The organism is Sorangium sp. So ce296, assembly GCF_051529605.1.
Classification (GTDB): domain Bacteria; phylum Myxococcota_A; class Polyangia; order Polyangiales; family Polyangiaceae; genus Sorangium; species Sorangium cellulosum_D.
Map to the genome: position 1 here is coordinate 8551980 of NZ_CP150325.1, position 18573 is coordinate 8570552.

At 73.6% G+C, this 18573-nt stretch carries 14 protein-coding genes; 12 read left to right on the forward strand and 2 right to left on the reverse strand.

Features of this window, described 5'->3' with window-relative positions:
• The first annotated feature begins 115 nt into the window (after positions 1 to 115).
• Complete coding sequence (locus tag WME98_RS31560; protein ID WP_437945419.1) at positions 116 to 1405, forward strand: glycosyltransferase family 4 protein; 1290 nt, start codon at positions 116 to 118, stop codon at positions 1403 to 1405.
• Between the two features lie 41 nt (positions 1406 to 1446).
• On the opposite strand, the gene WME98_RS31565 is transcribed toward WME98_RS31560, so the two are convergent.
• The gene (locus WME98_RS31565) at positions 1447 to 2955 is read right to left on the reverse strand and encodes a serine/threonine-protein kinase (protein WP_437945420.1); all 1509 of its coding nucleotides are present in this window, start codon (positions 2953 to 2955) and stop codon (positions 1447 to 1449) included.
• A 225-nt stretch (positions 2956 to 3180) separates the two neighbouring features.
• On the opposite strand from WME98_RS31565, the gene WME98_RS31570 reads away from it, so the two are divergent.
• The 9 genes from WME98_RS31570 (at position 3181) to WME98_RS31610 (ending at position 14518) form a co-directional block, all read left to right on the forward strand.
• Positions 3181 to 3786: a DNA-3-methyladenine glycosylase I gene (locus tag WME98_RS31570; protein ID WP_437945421.1), complete on the forward strand. Its 606-nt coding sequence runs from the start codon at positions 3181 to 3183 to the stop codon at positions 3784 to 3786.
• A complete protein-coding gene (locus WME98_RS31575) occupies positions 3783 to 3911 on the forward strand; it encodes a hypothetical protein (protein WP_437945422.1) in 129 nt (42 codons plus the stop codon). The genes WME98_RS31570 and WME98_RS31575 overlap by 4 nt, the downstream gene beginning before the upstream one ends.
• A 6-nt stretch (positions 3912 to 3917) precedes the next feature.
• A complete protein-coding gene (locus WME98_RS31580; protein WP_437945423.1) occupies positions 3918 to 4919 on the forward strand; it encodes a glycosyltransferase family protein in 1002 nt (333 codons plus the stop codon).
• Positions 4920 to 5167: 248 nt separating this feature from the next.
• Positions 5168 to 6757, forward strand: a complete 1590-nt coding sequence (locus tag WME98_RS31585; RefSeq protein WP_437945424.1) for a glycosyltransferase — start codon at positions 5168 to 5170, stop codon at positions 6755 to 6757.
• A gap of 122 nt (positions 6758 to 6879) precedes the next feature.
• Positions 6880 to 9525 carry an efflux RND transporter permease subunit gene (locus tag WME98_RS31590; protein ID WP_437945425.1) on the forward strand — a complete coding sequence of 882 codons (2646 nt, stop codon included), beginning with the start codon at positions 6880 to 6882 and terminating at the stop codon, positions 9523 to 9525.
• On the forward strand, positions 9522 to 10718 hold the full coding sequence (locus WME98_RS31595; protein WP_437945426.1) for a glycosyltransferase family 4 protein: 1197 nt from the start codon (positions 9522 to 9524) through the stop codon (positions 10716 to 10718). Before WME98_RS31590 ends, WME98_RS31595 begins: the two co-directional genes overlap by 4 nt.
• Before the next feature lie 58 nt (positions 10719 to 10776).
• A complete protein-coding gene (locus WME98_RS31600) occupies positions 10777 to 12102 on the forward strand; it encodes a glycosyltransferase (RefSeq protein ID WP_437945427.1) in 1326 nt (441 codons plus the stop codon).
• 55 nt (positions 12103 to 12157) lie between these two features.
• Positions 12158 to 13606 (forward strand): GuaB1 family IMP dehydrogenase-related protein, encoded by a 1449-nt coding sequence (locus WME98_RS31605; RefSeq protein WP_437945428.1) that lies wholly within the window; start codon positions 12158 to 12160, stop codon positions 13604 to 13606.
• Between the two features lie 351 nt (positions 13607 to 13957).
• A complete protein-coding gene (locus WME98_RS31610; protein WP_437945429.1) occupies positions 13958 to 14518 on the forward strand; it encodes a lysophospholipid acyltransferase family protein in 561 nt (186 codons plus the stop codon).
• A 67-nt stretch (positions 14519 to 14585) separates the two neighbouring features.
• On the opposite strand, the gene WME98_RS31615 is transcribed toward WME98_RS31610, so the two are convergent.
• Positions 14586 to 15053, reverse strand: coding sequence for a hypothetical protein (locus WME98_RS31615; protein WP_437945430.1), 468 nt, complete (start codon positions 15051 to 15053; stop codon positions 14586 to 14588).
• Positions 15054 to 15517: 464 nt separating this feature from the next.
• On the opposite strand from WME98_RS31615, the gene WME98_RS31620 reads away from it, so the two are divergent.
• On the forward strand, positions 15518 to 15952 hold the full coding sequence (locus tag WME98_RS31620; protein ID WP_437945431.1) for a hypothetical protein: 435 nt from the start codon (positions 15518 to 15520) through the stop codon (positions 15950 to 15952).
• 249 nt (positions 15953 to 16201) lie between these two features.
• Complete coding sequence (locus WME98_RS31625; RefSeq protein WP_437945432.1) at positions 16202 to 18319, forward strand: DUF4215 domain-containing protein; 2118 nt, start codon at positions 16202 to 16204, stop codon at positions 18317 to 18319.
• Positions 18320 to 18573 lie beyond the last annotated feature (254 nt).

The window sequence follows — 18573 nt, forward strand, 5'->3', positions numbered from 1 at the left end:
CTTCTCCGAGGTGGCATGTTCTCTGCTGACCGTGGCTCGACCGCGCGCGAGCCGCGCACCCCCCTATTTGGAGGACTCCTGTCGAGCCTGCGGGCGAGTCCGGAGGAGCAGAGGTATGCGCATCCTGCTTATCACCAAGGTCTTCCCGAACGCGATGAACCCCGGCCAGGCGCCGTTCAACCGGCGGCAGTTCGCCGCGCTGTCGCGTTATTGTGACATCGACGTCTTCGCCACCATCCCCTGGTTTCCGGGGGCCTCCAGGTTCTCCAGGTGGTCAATCGCGGACAACGCGCCTCGCGAGGAGGTGATCGAGGGATTGCCGGTGCGCCACCCGCGGTTCCTGTACCTGCCGAAGGTCGCGCCGTACCTCAACGGCCCGCTCTACGCGGCCTCGATGCTCTTCGAGCTCGCGCGGCACCACCCGGCGCCGGACGTGATCGTCGGATCGTTCGCCTACCCGGACGGCTTCGCCGCGGTGTGCCTGGCGGAGCTTCTCGGCGTCCCGGCCGTCGTCAAGGTGCACGGCTCGGACATCGACGTGCTCTCCCAGCAGCCGGCGGTGCGGCCCGCGCTGGAGTGGGGGCTCCGGCGCGCGACGCGCGTCGTCGCCGTGAGCAAGCAGCTCGCCGAGGGGGTCCACGCGCTCGGCGTCCCGCGCGATCGCATCGATGTCGTCATGAACGGCGTCGATCGCGCCATGTTCCGGCCGCGCGACCGGGGCGAGGCCCGCGCCGCGCTGGGCCGCTCCGCGGACCGCCGGATGCTGCTCTACGTCGGCCACCTGCTCCGCGACAAGGGCGCGCTCGACGCGATCGCCGCCTTCGAGCGGATCGCCGCGGCGCACCCGGACATCGACCTCGTGCTGGTCGGGAGCGGCGCCGACGAGCAGGCCTGCCGCGCGGCGGCGGAGCGGCTCGGCCACCGCGTCCTCTTGACGGGGCGCCTGCCGCACGACCAGGTGGCGCGCTGGGTCGCCGCCTGCGATGCGCTGGTGCTGCCGAGCCACCACGAGGGCACGCCGAACGTCGTGATCGAGTCGATCGCGTCCGGCCGCCGCGTGGTGGCGACGCGGGTCGGGGGCATCCCCGACGTGCTGAGCAGCCCCGAGCTCGGCGAGCTCGTCTCGCCCGGCGATCTGCACGCGCTGGCCCAGGCGATGGTGCGCGCGGCGCATGCGCCGTACGATCCCGAGCGGATCGCGGCGATCTCGGGGTGCAAGGGGTGGGACGAGAGCGCCCGCGCCTTCTACAACTCGATCCTCGCCGCGCGGGGCGAGCGGCCGCTGCCGGCGATCGTCGAGAAGCGCCCGGCGCTCCAGCTCGACGGGCAGCCCCCTCCGTCCACGCGCTGGGCGCCGCCGCCCGCCTCGCGGCGGTTCCCCGAGGTCGCGGTCAGCCAGGCCTGAGGAGGCCGCGCGGCCCGGGCCCGCCTCGGCGCGGGCCCGCCTCAGGTCACCGGCACGGCCTTGTCCGGCCGAAGGCGCACGGTGGGGCCGGGATCCGGGGGCGGCGGCTCGGCGCGCGGCATCGCGGCGCGCGCGGCCCAGAAGCTCCTCGCGTCCTCCGGCGTCCAGTGCGGCTCCGGCGCGCACGCCTCGAGCGCCGCGAGCAGCTCGCGCGCGCTCTGGTAACGGTCGCCGGGCCGCTTGGCGAGGCACCGCATCACCACCTCTTCCAGCTCCGACGAGAGCGGCCACGGCGCGCGCAGCGACGGCGGGATCGGCGGCATCGTCATGTGGGAGTAGACGAGCTTGCCGAAGCTCCGGCCCTCGAACGGGGCCACCCCCGTCAGCAGGTAATAGAGCGTGACCCCGAGCGAGTAGATGTCGCTGCGCGCGTCGACCGCGCCGGCCGAGATCATCTCCGGGGACATGTAGGTCGGCGTTCCCTTGATCACGCCGACGTCCGTCATGCTCGCGTCCCCTTCCAGGGTCACCTGCTTCGCGATCCCGAAGTCGAGCACCTTGAGCACGTCGTGCTCGTCGCCGACGCGCGTGATGTAGAGGTTGTGCGGCTTGATGTCGCGGTGGATGACGCCCGCGTCGTGCGCCTCCGCCAGCGAGAGGCAGATCTGCCGCGCGAAGTGCACGACGCGCGAGGGGGGCATCGGGCCGTGATCGCGCACCAGGGTGGCCAGGTCGGCGCCGGCCAGGTGCTCCATCGCGATGTAGAAGATGCCGTCGCTGCTCGCCCCGAAATCGAAGATCCGGATGGTGTGCGGCGACGTGAGCCGGCTCGTCGCGCGCGCCTCGCGCTCGAAGCTGCGCACGTCGCCCTCGGACTTGCTCTCGCTGCGGAGCAGCTTCAGCGCCACATCGCGGCGGAGCGACTCGTCCCACGCGAGCCACACCTCGTTCTGCCCGCCCCGGCCGACCGGCGCCACGAGCCGGTAGCGGCCGAGCTTGCGCGCCTCGTAGACCTGCTGGCGCGCCGACCAGAGGCCGTGGCTCGCCGCCGACACGAGGATCGCGGTGGCGAGCACGAAGATGTAGTTGCAGGCGAAGACGACGAGCGACCGCGGCGACGTCCACTGCGCCGCGAGCGACGGGTCGAGCGACGCCCCCGCGCCCATGATGATCGGGAAGCTGAGCGCCACGGGGAGCGTCATCCGCAGCGAGCGCGTGAAGTGCGTCGGCAGGATCGTCGCGTCGACGAGCATCACGATCGACAGCCCGTGCATGTAGTTCCAGGTGAGATCCCCGAACTCCAGGGCCATCACCGAGATCAGCCCCCCCGTGCTCCAGACCGCGAACACGTGGGCGGCGTCGAGGAGCTCGGCCGAGGTCTGCCCGCGCCGCGCGAGCAGGTAGAGCCAGAGCAGGATGATCTCGCCGAACAGCCGGTAGAGCAGCAGCCGCGCGACGGAGGCGCTCGGAAACACCGCCAGCACGACGAACACGTCGAGCGCCGCGAAGGTGGGCCAGGTCACCAGCGCGGTGGGGAGGCCCCGCGCCATCGCGCGGCGCTCCTCCGTCGAGCTCGGGCCGGAGGCTCCCTGGGATCCCGTCGGATGAGAGCTGCTCGAGGCGTTCATGGTGCGGCGCGGCCCAGGGTGCAGGCCGCATTGGAGCGCCGCGCTGGCGGGGAGTCAAAGCGCACGTCGCCCCCCGCGGAGCGGCGAGCGCGATCGCGCAAGATTGCGCGGAATCGCGCGGAGAGGAAGCTGCTACAGTGCCGCGCGATGCCGGAGCGATGCCCGTGGGTGACCGCGGATCCCGAGTATGTCGCCTACCACGACGAGCAGTGGGGCGTGCCGCTGCACGACGACCAGGCGCTCTTCGAGATGCTGATCCTCGAGGGCGCGCAGGCGGGGCTCAGCTGGCTCACCGTGCTGCGCAAGCGCGCGGCGTACCGCGAGGCGTTCGCGGGCTTCGACCCGGCCCGCGTGGCCCGCTTCACGCCCGCGCGCGTCGAGAAGCTCCTCGCGAACCCCGGGATCGTGCGCAACCGGCTTAAGGTCGCGTCGGCCGTCGTCAACGCGCAGCGCTTCCTCGAGGTGCAGCGCGAGCACGGCAGCTTCGACGCGTACCTCTGGGGCTTCGTCGGCGGCGCGCCCGTGGTCAACGCGTTCCGCGCCCTCGCGGAGGTCCCGGCGAAGACGGAGATCTCGGACGCGCTCAGCAGGGACCTCGCGCGCCGCGGCTTCAAGTTCGTCGGCTCGACCATCTGCTACGCGCTCATGCAGGCGACCGGGATGGTCAACGATCACCTCGTGAGCTGCTTCCGGTACGAGCCGGTGAAGGCCATCGCCGGCGCTCGGGCCGGCGCGGGGAAGAAGCGGCGATGAAGCAGGGGCGCGCGCGCGTCGTCCCCGAGGGGCAGCACGACCATGGCGACCGGGCGCCGGGCGGCTCCGGCGTCGCGATGGGCGGTCACCCGCGCGATCGCGGCGCCGCGCCGCGCGAGCCCTGAGGGCCCGTGGCGAAGATCGGCTACTACGTCCACGGCCGCGGGCGCGGGCACGCGAGCCGCGCGCTGGCGATCGCGGGAGCGCTCCGCGAGCGCGGCCACGAGCTCAGGATCTACGGCGGCGGCCAGGCGGCGGATCTGCTCGGCGCCCTCCCGGAGCACCGCCTCGTCCGGCCCATCTACCCCGGCCTCGGGGGCGCGATCGAGCTCCCGCGCCGCCTCGCCAGGGAGCTCGTCGAGCAGGCGGACTTCCGGCCCGACGCCATCCTCAGCGACGGCGACGTGCCCTCGCTGCTCGCCGCCCGCGCGCTCGGGATCCCCGCGGTCGCGCTCGGCCACGACCTCCTCTTCAAGCGCTGCCGCCTGCCCGAGGAGCTGCCGCGCCTCGGGGTGCTCGCCTGCCGCCGGACCACGTGGGCCGTCACCCGGCGGACCTACGCGGTCGCCGTCCATTTCCTGCCCGCCGAGCCGGCGATGCCGCGCACGATCGTCGCGCGCCCGGCGCCGCGGCGGCCGCCCGCGGGCGCGGGGCAGGGGATCGAGCCCGGCGCCGTCGTCTGCTACTTCCGCGATCGCAACGCGCGCGCGGCGATCGAGCTCGTCGCGGCCGGCGGGCGGCGCGTGATCGCGTTCGGCGACCCGGACCTCCGCGTGCCCGGCGTGCGGGCGATGCCGTTCGACAGCCGCGATTTCCTCGCCCACCTCGCCGCCGCGTCCGCCGTCGTGGCCTCGGCCGGGAGCAACCTGCTCGCCGAGTGCGTCGTCGCGGGCAAGCCCGTGCTCGCCCTCCACGAAGCGCGCGATCACGAGCAGGCGCTCAACGCGAGCCTGGCCGCGGCCGCGGGGGTCGCCGTCGCGAGCTCGTTCGCGTCGCTCTCGTCGCGCTGCGTGGCGCGCTTCTTCGAGCGCGTCCGCGCAGGCGACTTCGCGCGCGTCGACCTCGCGGGCTCGTTGCCGGACGCACCCTCGGCCGTGCTCGCCATGCTTGATGAGGCGCGCCGAATGGCCTAGGTGCATCGCCGTGTTCGCACTCGCGCGACGATGGCAGGTGGTGAGATAGGCACGAGGTTTGCTAAACGTCCCCGTCGATTCGGAGTGACGAGGGCGAGGAATCGCTGCTGTGGCGAGCAGCAGGCTGCGCTCGCGGGCGCAGGACGACACGGCTGCCAGGAGCGCGACACGAACGTCATATCGCCCGTCGCGCCGCGCGCGCCGGCCGTTGACGAAGGGCTGCGCCGCTTCTCGAAGGAGCAACGAAGATGACCATGGATGCAATTCGGCCGCTGGGTGAGCACCGCATCGATCGCGCACAGCACGAGGCGATCGCGTCGGTGCGCCACACTCCATCGACGGGATCGGCGCGGGGAGGGCATTCCCCCGCCCGGGCGCAGGCGGCTCTTCCTGAAAATCCCTTCGCTGCCCTCTCCGGAGCCAACGGGCGGCCGCTGAAGGTCGCCATCCTCAGCGACTTCACGCGCATTCCTTACGCGAACGGGGCCGTCTTCCAGACGCGGGCCCTGTATCGCGCGCTCAACACCTGTGGTCACCAGGCAACACTGATCGGACCCCGGGATCCGGACGCCTCGGCCGACGAGATGCCCCCCGGCACCGTCGCCCTGCCCAGCCTGCCGCTGCGCACCTATCCGGGGGTGCACCTGCCGATGCCCCTGGAGTCCTTCGTGTTCGATCCGATGCGGTGGGATTTCGACATCTGCTTCGCCCAGACCACGACGCTCCTTGTCGAGTTCGGCATCTGGCTGCGCAAGATGCGCGGCATCCCGCTGCTCTGCGTGAACACGACGCACCTCGCGGCCGCGTACGACGTGCTCCTGCCCGAGCGCGTGTCCCGGATCGGCGCGGTCCACACGGTGCTCCACAAGACGCTGCGCGCCCCGATGGAGCGGCTCTTCGTGGACCTCTACAACCAGGGCGACGGGCTCGTCGTGCTGAGCGAGGGCCTGCGCGACTACTGGCGCGAACGGGGGGTGGCGGTGCCCATCCACGTCATCCCGCGGATGGTCCCGGAGGACGTGTTCGATCGCCCGCTCGGCCCCGACCCGTACGCGCCGCTGCTCGAGGAGCGCGGGCTCGACGTGCGCGGCCCGCGCTTCGTCTGCGCCGGGCGCCACACGCGCGAGAAGTCGCAGCACCGCCTGATCCGCATCTTCGCCGAGCACATCGCCCCGCACCACCCGCAGGCGACGCTCACGCTGGTCGGCGACGGGCCCGACAGCGCGGCGTACGCGGCGCTCGCGCGGGAGCTCGGCGTCGCCCGGCGGGTCATCATGACGGGCGAGGTGCCGTACAGCCGCATCTCGGACTACTACCGGCACGCGACCGCCTTCCTGCACGCGTCGCTGAGCGAGACGTTCGGCAACGTGCTCAGCGAGGCGCTCTGGTGCGGCTCCCCGACGGTGGCGTTCGCCGACGGCATGGGCGTGAGCTCGCAGATCCAGAGCGGCTACAACGGCCTGCTGCTCGATCCCGGCCGCGGGGCGCTCGCGGAGGACAGGGCGAACGCCGCGTTCGGCAACGCCGCGCTCGCGCTCGCGCGCGATCCGCAGGCCGCCGCGCGGCTCGGGAGCGCGGCGGCGCAGCGCGCGCGCGAGCGGTCGTCGCCGATCGTGGTGCAGCGGATGCTCGCGAACGCCTTCGTGAACGCGCGCGAGCACGCCCGGGAGGCCGGGATCCGGCCGCTCGTCGAGGGGCCGAAGGCGCTCCAGTGGTGGGAGACTTTCCGGCACTTCCGCTCGTGGGTGGGCTTCACCGGCGGCCTGTTCGCCTTCGGTCACCTGCGCCCGGCCGCGGCGCCGCGGCCGAAGGGCATCCAGCCGTCGTTCTGCGCGTGATTCTGCGCGTGATTCTGCGCGTGAGGTCGTTCTCGCCGTTGGCCGCCGTGCGCGCCTCGCGCGCGTGGTAAGACCGGCCCGGCGCCGCCCTCCGCGCGGCGCCGGCTCGAGGTGTCTTTCGCATGCTCCTCAGGATGATCGGGGCGCTCGTCGACTTCAGCGGGCGCCGTCCCTGGCTCGTGATCGGCCTGGCGATCGCCACCATGGCAGGGCTATGGGGTTACGCTTCGCGGCTCGAGCTGCGCACGGAGCTCCGGGAGCTCCTGCCGAGCGACAGCCCGGCGTTCATGGCCTACGAGCGCCAGGCCAAGCGCGTGGACGGCGGCGCGCAGCTCATCGTGATCGCCGAGTCGCCGGATCGCGGCGCGAACGAGCGGTTCATCGACGCGCTCTCGGAGCAGCTGGAGGAGCCGCTCCGTCACCACGCCGCGCGCGCGGCCTGCCTCGCGGCGTGCGCGGACGACGCGTGCCGGAGCGCGTGCGGGCCCGCGTCGCTCATCCGCTACGTGGAGACCGGCACCAAGGACGTGCGCCGCTTCTTCGACGAGAACAAGTGGCTCTACGCGGGCGTCCGGGAGCTCGAGCAGGCGGACGAGGCGATCGAGCTCGAGCTCGCGCTCCGCAGCGGCCTCATCGACGACCTCGACGCGGGCGAGGGCGGCGGCGCGAGCGGCGCCGCCAGCCAGGGCCAGGCGGCGGGCGCGCCGGCGAAGAAGGGCCTGTCGCTCGACGACACGTGGGCGGAGCTCCAGCGGCGGCTCAAGAAGATCGATGAGTTCCCGAGCGGCTACTTCTCCACGCCCGACGGGCGCATGGTCGCGATCCGCATCGTCTCGCGGAGCGCCGGGATGGGCGATCGCAGCGCGGCCAAGCTCCTCGACGAGGTGACGGCGCTCGTCGGGCGCCTCGAGCCGGCGAAGTTCCACCCGGCCATGCAGGTCGGGTACGCCGGCGACATCCCGAACGCGATCGCCGAGCAGAAGTCGCTCGTGAGCGAGGCGGTGTGGGCCACGGTCATCGCCCTCGTGCTGATCCTCGGCGGCGTGGCGCTCTATTACCGCTCGCCCTGGTCGCTGATCGTGATCGCCCTGCCCACGGCGTTCGGCGCGAGCGCGGGGTACGCGTTCGCGACGGCGACGTACGGCTACGTGAACACGGTCGGCGCGTTCCTCGGGGCGATCATCGTCGGCAACGGGGTCAACTACCCGATCGTGCTCCTGTCCCGGTACCGCGACTTCCGCGCGCGCGGCATGGCGGCGGACGAGGCGCGGCGCGAGGCGGTCGTCAACGCGTTCCGGGCCGAGCTCGTCGGGGCGTGCGTGGCGGCGATCGCGTACGGCTCGCTCACGATCACGCACTTCCGGGGGTTCAGCCAGTTCGGCACGATCGGCTTCGTCGGGATGCTCATGGTCTGGGCGTCCATCGTGCCGCTCGTGCCGGCGACGCTCGTCGCCATCGAGCGCATCCAGGCGAGGCTCCCGCGCTGGCTGCGCGATCCGGCGCCGCGCGTCTCGGACGAGGGCGCCTCCGGGCCCGGGGCGCGGCTGCTCTCCCGGGTCACGAGGCGCTGGCCGGTCGTGATCCTCGCCATGGCGCCGCTCATCCTGATCCTCTCGGCGTGGAAGCTCCCCGCGTACGTGAGGGACCCGTGGGAGTACAACTTCGCGCGCCTCGGCTCGAAGAGCTCGCGGGAGAAGGGCGCGGGGAGCTGGTCGCTCAAGGCGTCCGAGGTGTTCGGCGGCAAGATGAACGTCGCGGGCGCGATGATGCTGGCGGACACCCCCGAGCAGGTGCCGGCCATCAAGGCGCAGATCCTGGCGAACGACGCGAAGGACCCGGAGGGCAAGCTCGTGGCCGACGTCGCGACCATCGCGGACGTCCTGCCCGGCTCGCCCGAGGAGCAGCGCCAGAAGCTCGAGATCCTGGGGCGGATCCGCGACCGGCTGACCCCGCGCGTGCTGAAGTCGCTGTCCCCGGAGGATCGGGAGCGCGCCCTGCAGATGCGGCCGCCGGAGGCCCTGCGCGTGATCACGCCCCACGATCTGCCCGACCTCATCCGGCGGCGGTTCGAGGAGAACAACGGGGTCGTGGGCACGGTGTTCTACGTGAAGTACAAGAACAACGTCTCGTTCTCGAACGGCAAGAACCTCCTCCGGATGGCGAACACGACCGGCAACGTGGTCCTCCCCGACGGGACGCACGTGGTCACGGCGAGCCGGCCGACGGTCTTCGCCGAGATGATCCGGTCGATGGAGCGCGACGGCCCGCTGGCGACGGCGGCGTCGTTCCTGGCCGTCACCGGCGTCGTGGTGCTCGCGACCGGCAGCCTGATGGGCTCGGTCTCGGTGCTGTCGGCCCTCGTGCTCGGTGTGCTCGGGACGGCGGTCGCGATGGCCATGCTCGACGTGAAGATCAACTTCCTGAACTTCATCGCGCTCCCGATCACCTTCGGCATCGGCTGCGAGTACCCGTTCAACGTCTTCGATCGCGCGCGCCTGCTCGGCGGCGACGTGGCGCTCGCGCTGAAGCGCTCGGCCGGCCCGGTGGCGCTCTGCAGCTACACGACCGTGCTGGGCTACGGGTCGCTCATCTTCGCCGACAACCAGGCGCTGAACTCGTTCGGCTGGGTCGCGGTGAGCGGCGAGATCGCGTGCGTGGCGACCGCGCTCCTGTTCCTGCCGGCGCTGCTCCACGTGATGAACCGCTCCGGGGCGCTCCAGCGCGCCTGGAGGGGCGGCCTGCTCTGGAGAGGGAGCCACCACTCGTGAAGATCCTCGACGTCGCGGAGTTCTTCTCGTCGCGCGGGGGCGGCGTGCGGTCGTACCTCGAGGAGCTCGTGCGCCAGGGGAGCCGGCGCGGCCACGAGGTGGTCGTCGTGGCGCCCGGGCCGCGCGACGAGGTGGTGCCGCTCGAGCAGGGCCGCATCGTGCGGGTGGCCGGCCCGCCGATGCCCTACGACCCGACGTACCACGCCCTCCTCCGGCTCGGCGCGGTCCGCGCGATCATCCGCCGCGAGGCGCCCGACGTGCTGCAGGCGAGCGCGCCGTACACGGCCGCGCTCGTCGCGGCGACCGAGCGCGGGGTCCCGCTCCGCACGTTCGTGTACCACTCCGACCAGATCAGCACGTACGCCGCGCCGCTGCTCGACCGGCTGCGCCCGCGCGCGGTCGCCCGCGCCCTGGAGGGCGCGCTGTTCGCCTGGCCGCGGGCCCTGTCGCGGCGGTTCGACGCGACGATCGCGCCGGGGACGTTCATCGCCGAGCAGCTCCGCGCGCACGGCTGCGAGCGCGTCCACCGCGTCACGTTCGGCGTGCGCCGCGAGTCGTTCGACCCCTCGCGCGCCGACGCCGCGCTGCGGAGGAGCCTGCTCGGGCGGTTCGCGGACGACCCCTCGGCGGCGCTGCTGCTCGTCGCGTGCCGGCTCGCCGTCGAGAAGCGGGTCGCGCTCGTGATCGACGCCGCGCGGGAGCTCGCGGCGCGGCGCCCGGTGGCGCTGGCGGTGCTGGGCGACGGGCCCGAGCGGACGCGGCTCGAGCGGCGCGCGGCCGGCCTGCCGCAGGTGAGCTTCCTCGGCTTCGCGAAGGACCGCGCCACGTACGCGGCGCTGCTCGCCAGCGCCGACGTGTTCGTCCACGGGGGCGCCGCCGAGACGTTCGGCTTCGTGCTGGGCGAGGCGCTCTGCTCGGGCCTGCCGCTGGTCGTCCCCGCGGCCGGCGCGGCCATGGACTTCGTGAGCCCCGGCGCCGCGGAGGCGTACCCGCCGCGCGCCCCGGCCGCCGAGGTCGCCGCCGCGATCGAGCGGGTGCTGGAGCGCCCCCGGGCCGAGCGCGCCGCGGCGGCCCGCGCCGCGGGCGAGCGGCTGCCCGCGAGCGACGAGCACTTCGACGCGCTCTTCGCGCTGTACGCGGACCTGCTCGGCCGCGGCCAGGGCGGGCGCGCCGGCGACGGGCGCGATGGCTGAGCGGCCGGAGCGCCTCGGCGCCTGAGCGCCTGGGCGCCTGGGCGCCTGGTATGTTGCGATGGAGCCCGCGACCGTGCGCCCGTTCCTGTTGATCTCGCCCTATTTCGCGCCCCAGACGAGCGTGGGCGCGTTCCGCTGGGTGAAGCTCGCGCGGCACCTGCCGCGCCACGGCTTCCGCCCCGTGGTCCTGTCCGCGACCTTCCCCGGAGACGCGCGCGACGACGGCCTCCTCGCGGCGCTGCCGCCCGAGGTGGAGGTCGCCGATGCGTTCCTCGACCCGGCCATGCTCGCCGCGGAGGCCGCGTTCGCCGCCCTGCGCGCGCGCTTGCCGCGCCGGCCGGGGCCCGGGGGCCCGCTCGTGGGGCTCCGCCCGTTCCGGGCGCTCACCGATCGCTGCACCCCGCACGCGCCCCACGCCGCGCGCGTGGCCGTCGCGCTCGCCCGCCGCGCCGGCGCGCAGGCCGTCGTGGTGAGCGCCGGCCCGTTCTCCGCGTGCCCGGTGGGCCTCCACGTGAAGCGCGCGCTCGGCGTGCCGCTCGTCTTCGACCTGCGCGATCCGTGGTCGCTGCACGAGACCGGCCACGGCCCCCCGTCCGGCCTGGCCGAGCGGGCGCGGCGCGCCCTCGTTCCGCGCCTCGAGCGCCGCTGGCTCGCGGGCGCCGACCACGTGATCCTCAACACGAGGAACGCGCTCGAGGCCTACCGCGCGCGCTTCCCCGAGCTCGCGACGAAGTCGTCGTTCGTGCGCAACCACTTCGATCTCGCGCTGTACGCGCCGGCCCCCGCGCCGGAGCCGCCGCGCTCCTTCGTCATCCTCCACCTCGGCACGCTGCGCGAGGAGACCTCGGCCGACGCGATCGGGGCCGCGCTGCGGCGGCTGATCGACCGCGAGCGGCTCGCGCCTTCCGACCTCGTCCTGCGGCAGATCGGCCGGACGTCCGCCTACGATCGCGACCGCTTCGAGCGGCTCGGGCTCACCCCGTACATCGAGATCCTGCCGCCGATCCCGCAGCGCGACGTGATGGCCGAGCTGCGGCGGGCGCACGTGCTGCTCACCCTGGTGGGGCCGCGCGTCGTGCTGCGGATCGCCGCGAAGACCTACGACTACGCCGCGTCGGGCATGCCGATCGTCAGCGCCGCGGCGAACCCCGAGATCGACGAGCTGCTCGCGCACCGGAGCGACAACGCGCGCGTGCCGCCCGACGACGTCGACGGCCTCGCCGCGGCGCTCGCGCGCCACCTCGCTCGCTTCCGCGAGACGGGCGCCCTCCCGGAGCCCGCCCCGCCGCCCCCGGACCTCTCCTCCGAGGCCGCGGCCGCCCGGATCGCCGCGATCCTCGACCGCGTCCTCGCCGACGCGCCTCGCGCCGCCGGCAAGCACTAGACTGCGGCGCGCCGCGCCGCCTTCGCGGCGCCATCACCCTGGATCGGAGCTGTGCATGCGCTTTCTCCACCCCGAGCGTGACGAGTCGCTGGAGCTCGCCCTCGAAGACGTGTTCCTGACCCCCGGGTACTTCGCCGGCGGCTCCCGCCTCGACACCGACCTCCGCCCAACGGACTTCCCCGGCGGCTCGCACCCGATCGTCTCGGCGAACATGAACGCGGTCACCGGCAAGCGGATGGCCGAGACGATGGCCCGCTTCGGCGGCCTCGGCGTGCTCCCGCAGGACATGGATCTCGACACGGTCGAGCGCATCGTCGGCCACATCAAGCGCGCCGACCCGCGGTACGACACGCCGCTCTCGGTCTCGCCGCGGGCGACGCTCCGCGACGTGCACGGCATCATCCGGAAGCGGTCGCACGACATGGTGGTCGTGGTCGACGACGAGCGCCGCCCCATCGGCATCGTCACCCACGCCGACCTGCGCAACCGCGACCAGTACACGCCCGCGTCCGCGCTCATGTCGTCGCGCCTCATCACCATCCCGGCGGGCACGCCGAACCGCACGGCGTTCCTCCTGATGGAGGACGCGCGCGTGAAGGCGGTGCCCGTGCTCGACCAGGAGGGCCGGCTCCACGGCGTGCTGACCCGCGACGACGCCGTGCGCCTGGAGCTGCTCCGGCCGACGCTCGACGCCCGCGGCGAGCTCATGGTCGCGGCGGCGATCGGCATCTCCGCGCAGGCGGCCCAGAGCGCCGCGCGCCTGCTCGAGATCGGCGTCTCCGCGATCGTGCTCGACACCGCGCACGGCCACCAGCGGCGCATGATCGAGGCGGTCCGCGCGGTGCGGAGGACGATCGGCGACGCCGTCCCGCTCGTGGCCGGCAACGTCTGCACGGCGGAGGGCACGCGCGACCTCATCGAGGCGGGCGCCGACATCGTGAAGGTGAACGTCGGCCCCGGCGCCATGTGCACGACGCGCATGCAGACCGGCGCCGGCCGGCCGACGTTCTCCTCGGTGCTCGTCTGCGCCCGCGAGGCGAGCCGCCACGGCAAGCGCGTCTGGGCCGACGGCGGCGTCCGCCACCCGCGCGACGTGGCGCTCTACCTCGCCGCGGGCGCCTCGCGCGTCATGGTCGGGACGACCCTCGCCGGCACCTACGAGAGCCCGGGCGACGTGATGGAGGACCGCGAGGGGCTGCTCTACAAGGAGAACTACGGCATGGCGAGCGCCCGCGCCGTCAGCGAGCGCACCGCCGATCTCGACCCGTTCGAGCGCGCCAAGAAGGTCTTCTTCCGCGAGGGCATCTCGACGTCGCGCATCTACATCCACGAGGGCCGCGAGAGCGTCGGCGCCATCCTCATCGAGATGATCACCGGCGTGCAGTCGGCGTGCACCTACGCCGGCGCGGCGAACCTCGACGAGCTCCACGACAAGGCCGTCATCGGCGTGCAGACGCTGGCCGGCTACGGCGAGGGGAAGCCGCACGGGCTAGAGCGGCGGTGAGCGCGCGGATGAGCGGCGGTGAGCGCGCGGATGAGCGGCGGTGAGCGCGCGGATGAGCGGCGGTGAGCGCGCGGATGAGCGGCGGTGAGCGCGCCGCGCGCGGCGATGAGCGCGCCGCGCGCGGCGCTCCGTCACGGTCGTAGAGGCGCGTAGCGCCGTGCGCCCGCCGCGCTGCACATGCGAGCGGCGCGCGCGGCGCGGGATGACGGAAGCGTGACGTGACTTCCACCCGGCTCGCGACGAATCTCCGGCTGCTTACCGTCGAGGTCGTCCATGCCGAGCGCCGCTGCACCGCGTCTTTCAGCCACCCGCCGCGCCATTCGCCGGTTCATCGGCCACACATGGCTGTCCGTGTTCGGCTGGCGCGTCGAGGGCGTGACGGATCTGCCGCCGAAGGCGGTGCTGATCGCCTGGCCCCACACCTCGAACTGGGATTTCCCGTTCACGCTCGCGGTGAGCTACGTGCTCGACCTCGAGTTCTCCTGGCTCGGCAAGCACACGCTCTTCGAGCCGCCGTTCGGCCCTTTCTTCCGGTGGCTCGGCGGCATCCCCGTCGACCGCCGCGACCGCAACAACCTCGTCGCGGCCGTGGTCGACGTGCTGAAGCAGCACGACGAGCTCAAGCTGATCATCGCGCCCGAGGGGACGCGCTCGCGCACGAAGCGCTGGAAGACGGGCTTCTATTACGTGGCGCTCGGCGCCGGCGTGCCGATCATCCTCGGATACCTCGATTTCCCCAGGAAGCGCGGCGGGATCCTCCACGTCTTCTACCCGACGGGCGACATCGACGCCGATATCGCGGCGATTCGCCGGTACTACGAGGGCATCGAGGGAAAGCACGCGAGCCGGATGAGCGAGATCACGCTCGGCCCGCGGAATGTCCCGGCGAACGGGGTCGCGCAGCACCCGTGAGCGCGGGTCGGCGGCGCGCGGGTCGTTCGCGCGCCGCCGGGGGCGCTCGTCACGCCGGGGGCGCTCGTCAGCGCAGGGACGGCGCGCGCGCCGACGAGGCGGGCCCCGTCGTGATCCTCGCGGTCAGCACGCCCGCGAGCGCCCACTCGAACGCCGAGCGGTCGGTGTAGACGTTGAAGCGGCCGCCCGTGGCGAGGTTGGCCACCGTGACGCCCATGGCGACGAGCCCCGGCTTCACGAGGACGTGGACCTCCTTCAGCTTGCCGGGGTTCCGCAGGTGCCACGCCGTGAGCTTGGCCCGGACGTCGCTGTCGTAGCCGGCGCCGAGCTCGAAATCGTCGAACACGATCGGGTGCAGGCCCGAGTCGATCAGGGTCTCCAGGTGCCTGACCGCCGGCTCGATGAGATCGAGCGTCGCGTACCCCTCGAAACGCCGCGTCACGACGTCGGACGCGGGCGTGCGGACGTCCAGGACCCCCCTCGAGGTCGACCAGCGATCGCCCCGCGCTCCGAGCCGCGTGTGTGCCAAATCCATCTCGAATTCGAGACTTTAGTCGATAGCCGGCGCTTCGCCATGCGATCCGTCCGCGCCGCGCCGCTCGCCGATCCCGGGGATCGGCCGCCGGCGTCGTGCTCGCGGCCGAGCGCCGCCCGCCCGGCGGGCGGGCCCCGCGGTCGCCGTGGGCCCGGCGGAGGGCGCGGGGTCCGCGGGGCGCGCGCAGCGGCGGGGCCGCGGACGAAGCGCGCGCGGCGGCGGGGCCGCGGACGAAGCGCGCGCGGCGGAGCGGAGCCAGGGGGGGCGCGGCGGCGGAGCCAGGGGCTCCGCGCAGCGGGTCCGCCGGCTCGTCCAGCGCGTCCGGCCGCCGAGATGCATCGGCGAGCGCCGTCGGCGCCGTCGAAAGCGGCTATGATGCCGCCGCGGTCTCGGCCGCCGGCCGGTGCCGGCGGCTCGCGAGGCGTCTTCGCCCGCAAAAGAGCGACGAAGGAGGAGCGACCGAGATGAGAGGATATGTTTCCAAGGTGCTGCGGCTCGCTGTCGTGGCGTTTGCGTGCGCGATGATGGCGGGCTGCGGCGGCCCGCTGCGCTACACGCCGCAGGGCATAGGGAAAGCGCCGGGCGCCGACGCCGTGATCGTGGCCGACGTCAATTTCGACGCGGCCATGACCCGCCTCGACATCAGCGCGAAGAACCTCCCGCCGCCCGAGCGCCTCGATTCGAGCGGCTCCGCCTACGTCGTCTGGGCGCGCCCGGACAGCGACTCCCCCTGGCAGCGGGTCGGCGCGCTCAACTTCGACGCCGATGCCCGCACCGGCAAGCTCAAGGACGTGAGCGTGCCGCTCACCCGGTTCGAGCTCGTCATCAGCCTCGAGCAGAACGCCAATCCCGAATCGCCCTCTTCGGAGCTCGTCTTCAAGCAGGACGTCGAGTACTAGCGATTTCCCTAGGCGGGCGCCGCCTGGCGCCCGCGCGGATCGCGACGGGAGCGGAGCGCCGCGCGGACCCCCGATGCGACGTCCGGGGCGACGTCCCTGGATAAGGCCTCTCCTGAGCCGTCTGGCCGCTGGCGTCCTCTCGATTCCATATCAGTCTAGTGCGCTGAAGATCGACCGCGCGAGTCCGTCAGGCTCGGATCGGGCCTTGAAGGGACATCGCCGTTCCCGCGAGCCGCGGAGGAGATCGAGGTGCCAGTGCCAGCGGACCTCTTCAGAAGCGCTCCGTTCACGAGGGTCCTGCCGCCGCTCGTCATCGCCGCTGCCATCACGGCCGCCGGCTGCGATCAGCCCCGCGATCCGTCGGGCTCGGGGGCCGGCGGCGGGAGCGGCGAGGGCGGCGGGGCCGGCGGAAGCGGCGAGGGCGGCGAAAGCGGAGCGGGCGGCGAAAGCGGAGCGGGCGGGGCGCCGTGCAGCGTGGCGGCGGATTGCCCCGGGGTCGACGGCGCGTGTCGGCGGCGCACCTGCGAGGGCGGCCGGTGCGGCCTCGACCCGGCGCCGCGGGGAAAGCCCGTGGCCGAACAGGTGCCGGGCGACTGCAAAAAGAGCGTCTGCGACGGGCAGGGCGCCGTGATCGAGATCGAGGACGAGCAGGACGTCTTCTCCGATGGAGACCCGTGCTCGGCCGACGTCTGCGTCGCCGGCGCGCCGGAGAACCCGCCGGCCCCGGCCACCACGGTGTGCGGCGGGGCCGATCCGTCCGGAGGGCGCTATTGCGACGGAAACGGCGCCTGCGTCGAGTGCCTCGCCCCGGGCGATTGCCTGAGCAACGTCTGCGTCGGGAACAGGTGCGTGGCGCCCGATTGCGGCGACGGCGCGACGAACGGGGCGGAGACCGACGTCGACTGCGGGGGCTCCGCGTGCGTGCCGTGCCCGGACGCGGCGGCGTGCCTCGCCGACGCGGACTGCCGGAGCGGGATCTGCAGGGACGGGAGCTGCAGGGCGTCCTCGTGCACCGACGGCGCGACGAATGGGGCGGAGACCGACGTCGACTGCGGCGGGTCGGCGTGCCCGCCGTGCGCCACCGGCAAGGCGTGCGCGGCGGACGGCGATTGCCTCGGCGGCAGGTGCTCGGGGACGACGTGCCTCCCGTCGTGCACCGACGTCGCGCGGAACGGCGCGGAGACGGACATCGACTGCGGCGGGCCGGCGTGCGTCGGGTGCGCCGCCGGCATGCGCTGCGCGATCGGGCGCGATTGCCTGAGCCACGTCTGCAGCGCGGCGGGGACGTGCGCGCCGCCCGCGTGCGGCGACGGGGTCGTCAACGCCGCCGGCGAGGCGTGCGACGACGGCAACGCGAGCAACACCGACGCGTGCCTCACGACGTGCGAGGCGGCCTCGTGCGGCGACGGGTTCGTGCAGGCCGGCGTCGAGGCGTGCGACGACGCCAACGCCAGCGACACCGACGCCTGCCCGACCGGCTGCGCGGCGGCCGCGTGCGGCGACGGGTTCGTGCGCACCGGCGTCGAGGCGTGCGACGACGGCAACCGGAACGCCGGCGACGGGTGCAGCCCCGGGTGCCTCCGCGAAGGGTGCGGCGACGGCGCGATCCGGTCCGGCGAGGAGTGCGACGACGGCGACACCGACAGCACCGACGGCTGCCCCATCACGTGCCGCGTCGCGCGGTGCGGCGACGGGTTCGTGCGGGCCGGCGTCGAGGGCTGCGACGACGCCAACACGGCGAGCGGCGACGGATGCAGCGCGAGCTGCGTCGTGGAGGCGAGGTACACGTGCCGGGGCACGCCGAGCGTGTGTACCTACTCGAGCGAGCGCAACTGCGGGGACGCGGAGGACAACGACCTCGACGGCGAGACGGATTGCGACGACCCGGACTGCGCGACCGGCTGCGATGGCGGCGTGGGCGGCTGCTCGCCGGGGCAGGTGCTGTGGGTGGAGTCGTCCACGGACGTGCCCAAGACGGTCACGGATCGCGCGGTCGCCGCCAGCGTCCTTGCGGTCGGCGCGAGCGGCGCGGTGCGGCGCGTGACGCTCGAGGTCGATATCGCGCACTCGTTCGACGCGGACGTCGACATCTCGCTCGCCTCTCCGGCGGGGACGAGGGTCGATGTCTCGAGCGACAACGGGGGCTCCGGCGACGACTACCGCGGGACCCTCTTCGACATGGGGTGCAGGACCCCGGTCACGGCGGGCGTGGCGCCGTTCCGCGGGTGCTTCCGCCCGGAGGCCTCGTTCACGGCGTTCCTGTCCCGCCCGGCGAGCGGCACGTGGACGCTCCGGGTCGGGGACGACGCCGGGTCCGACTCCGGCACGCTGAACTCGTGGTCCATCGCCCTCTGCATCGAGCGGTGACCATGCCGCGGCGAGCGCATCGAGGACCCGCTCAGTAAATTTAGTTAGACTTATTAACTATTCCGGCCGATCGACGCGTGGACCGTCCGCACGAAGCTGCTGCTCGCGCGGCGCGCCCGCGTGGCTCGCACCGCGCTGCGGCCGTTAGTTGCCCGGCCGCGCCCGGCCGCGCCCGGCCGCGCCCGTCCGGTCCGATCGTCCGCGCTCGGCTGGCCGGGTCTCCCGTACCGCCGGCCCGCGATTCATGCCAGGGT

Excerpts from the sequence above, each read along its gene's own strand:
- WME98_RS31575 (WP_437945422.1), top strand. The coding sequence starts at position 3,783 with ATGAAGCAGGGGCGCGCGCGCGTCGTCCCCGAGGGGCAGCACGACCAT.
- WME98_RS31585 (WP_437945424.1), top strand. The coding sequence starts at position 5,168 with ATGACCATGGATGCAATTCGGCCGCTGGGTGAGCACCGCATCGATCGC.
- WME98_RS31565 (WP_437945420.1), bottom strand. The coding sequence starts at position 2,955 with ATGGCGCGGGGCCTCCCCACCGCGCTGGTGACCTGGCCCACCTTCGCG.
- WME98_RS31620 (WP_437945431.1), top strand. The coding sequence starts at position 15,518 with ATGAGAGGATATGTTTCCAAGGTGCTGCGGCTCGCTGTCGTGGCGTTT.
- WME98_RS31605 (WP_437945428.1), top strand. The coding sequence starts at position 12,158 with ATGCGCTTTCTCCACCCCGAGCGTGACGAGTCGCTGGAGCTCGCCCTC.
- WME98_RS31590 (WP_437945425.1), top strand. The coding sequence starts at position 6,880 with ATGCTCCTCAGGATGATCGGGGCGCTCGTCGACTTCAGCGGGCGCCGT.
- WME98_RS31560 (WP_437945419.1), top strand. The coding sequence starts at position 116 with ATGCGCATCCTGCTTATCACCAAGGTCTTCCCGAACGCGATGAACCCC.
- WME98_RS31615 (WP_437945430.1), bottom strand. The coding sequence starts at position 15,053 with ATGGATTTGGCACACACGCGGCTCGGAGCGCGGGGCGATCGCTGGTCG.
- WME98_RS31570 (WP_437945421.1), top strand. The coding sequence starts at position 3,181 with ATGCCGGAGCGATGCCCGTGGGTGACCGCGGATCCCGAGTATGTCGCC.
- WME98_RS31600 (WP_437945427.1), top strand. The coding sequence starts at position 10,777 with ATGGAGCCCGCGACCGTGCGCCCGTTCCTGTTGATCTCGCCCTATTTC.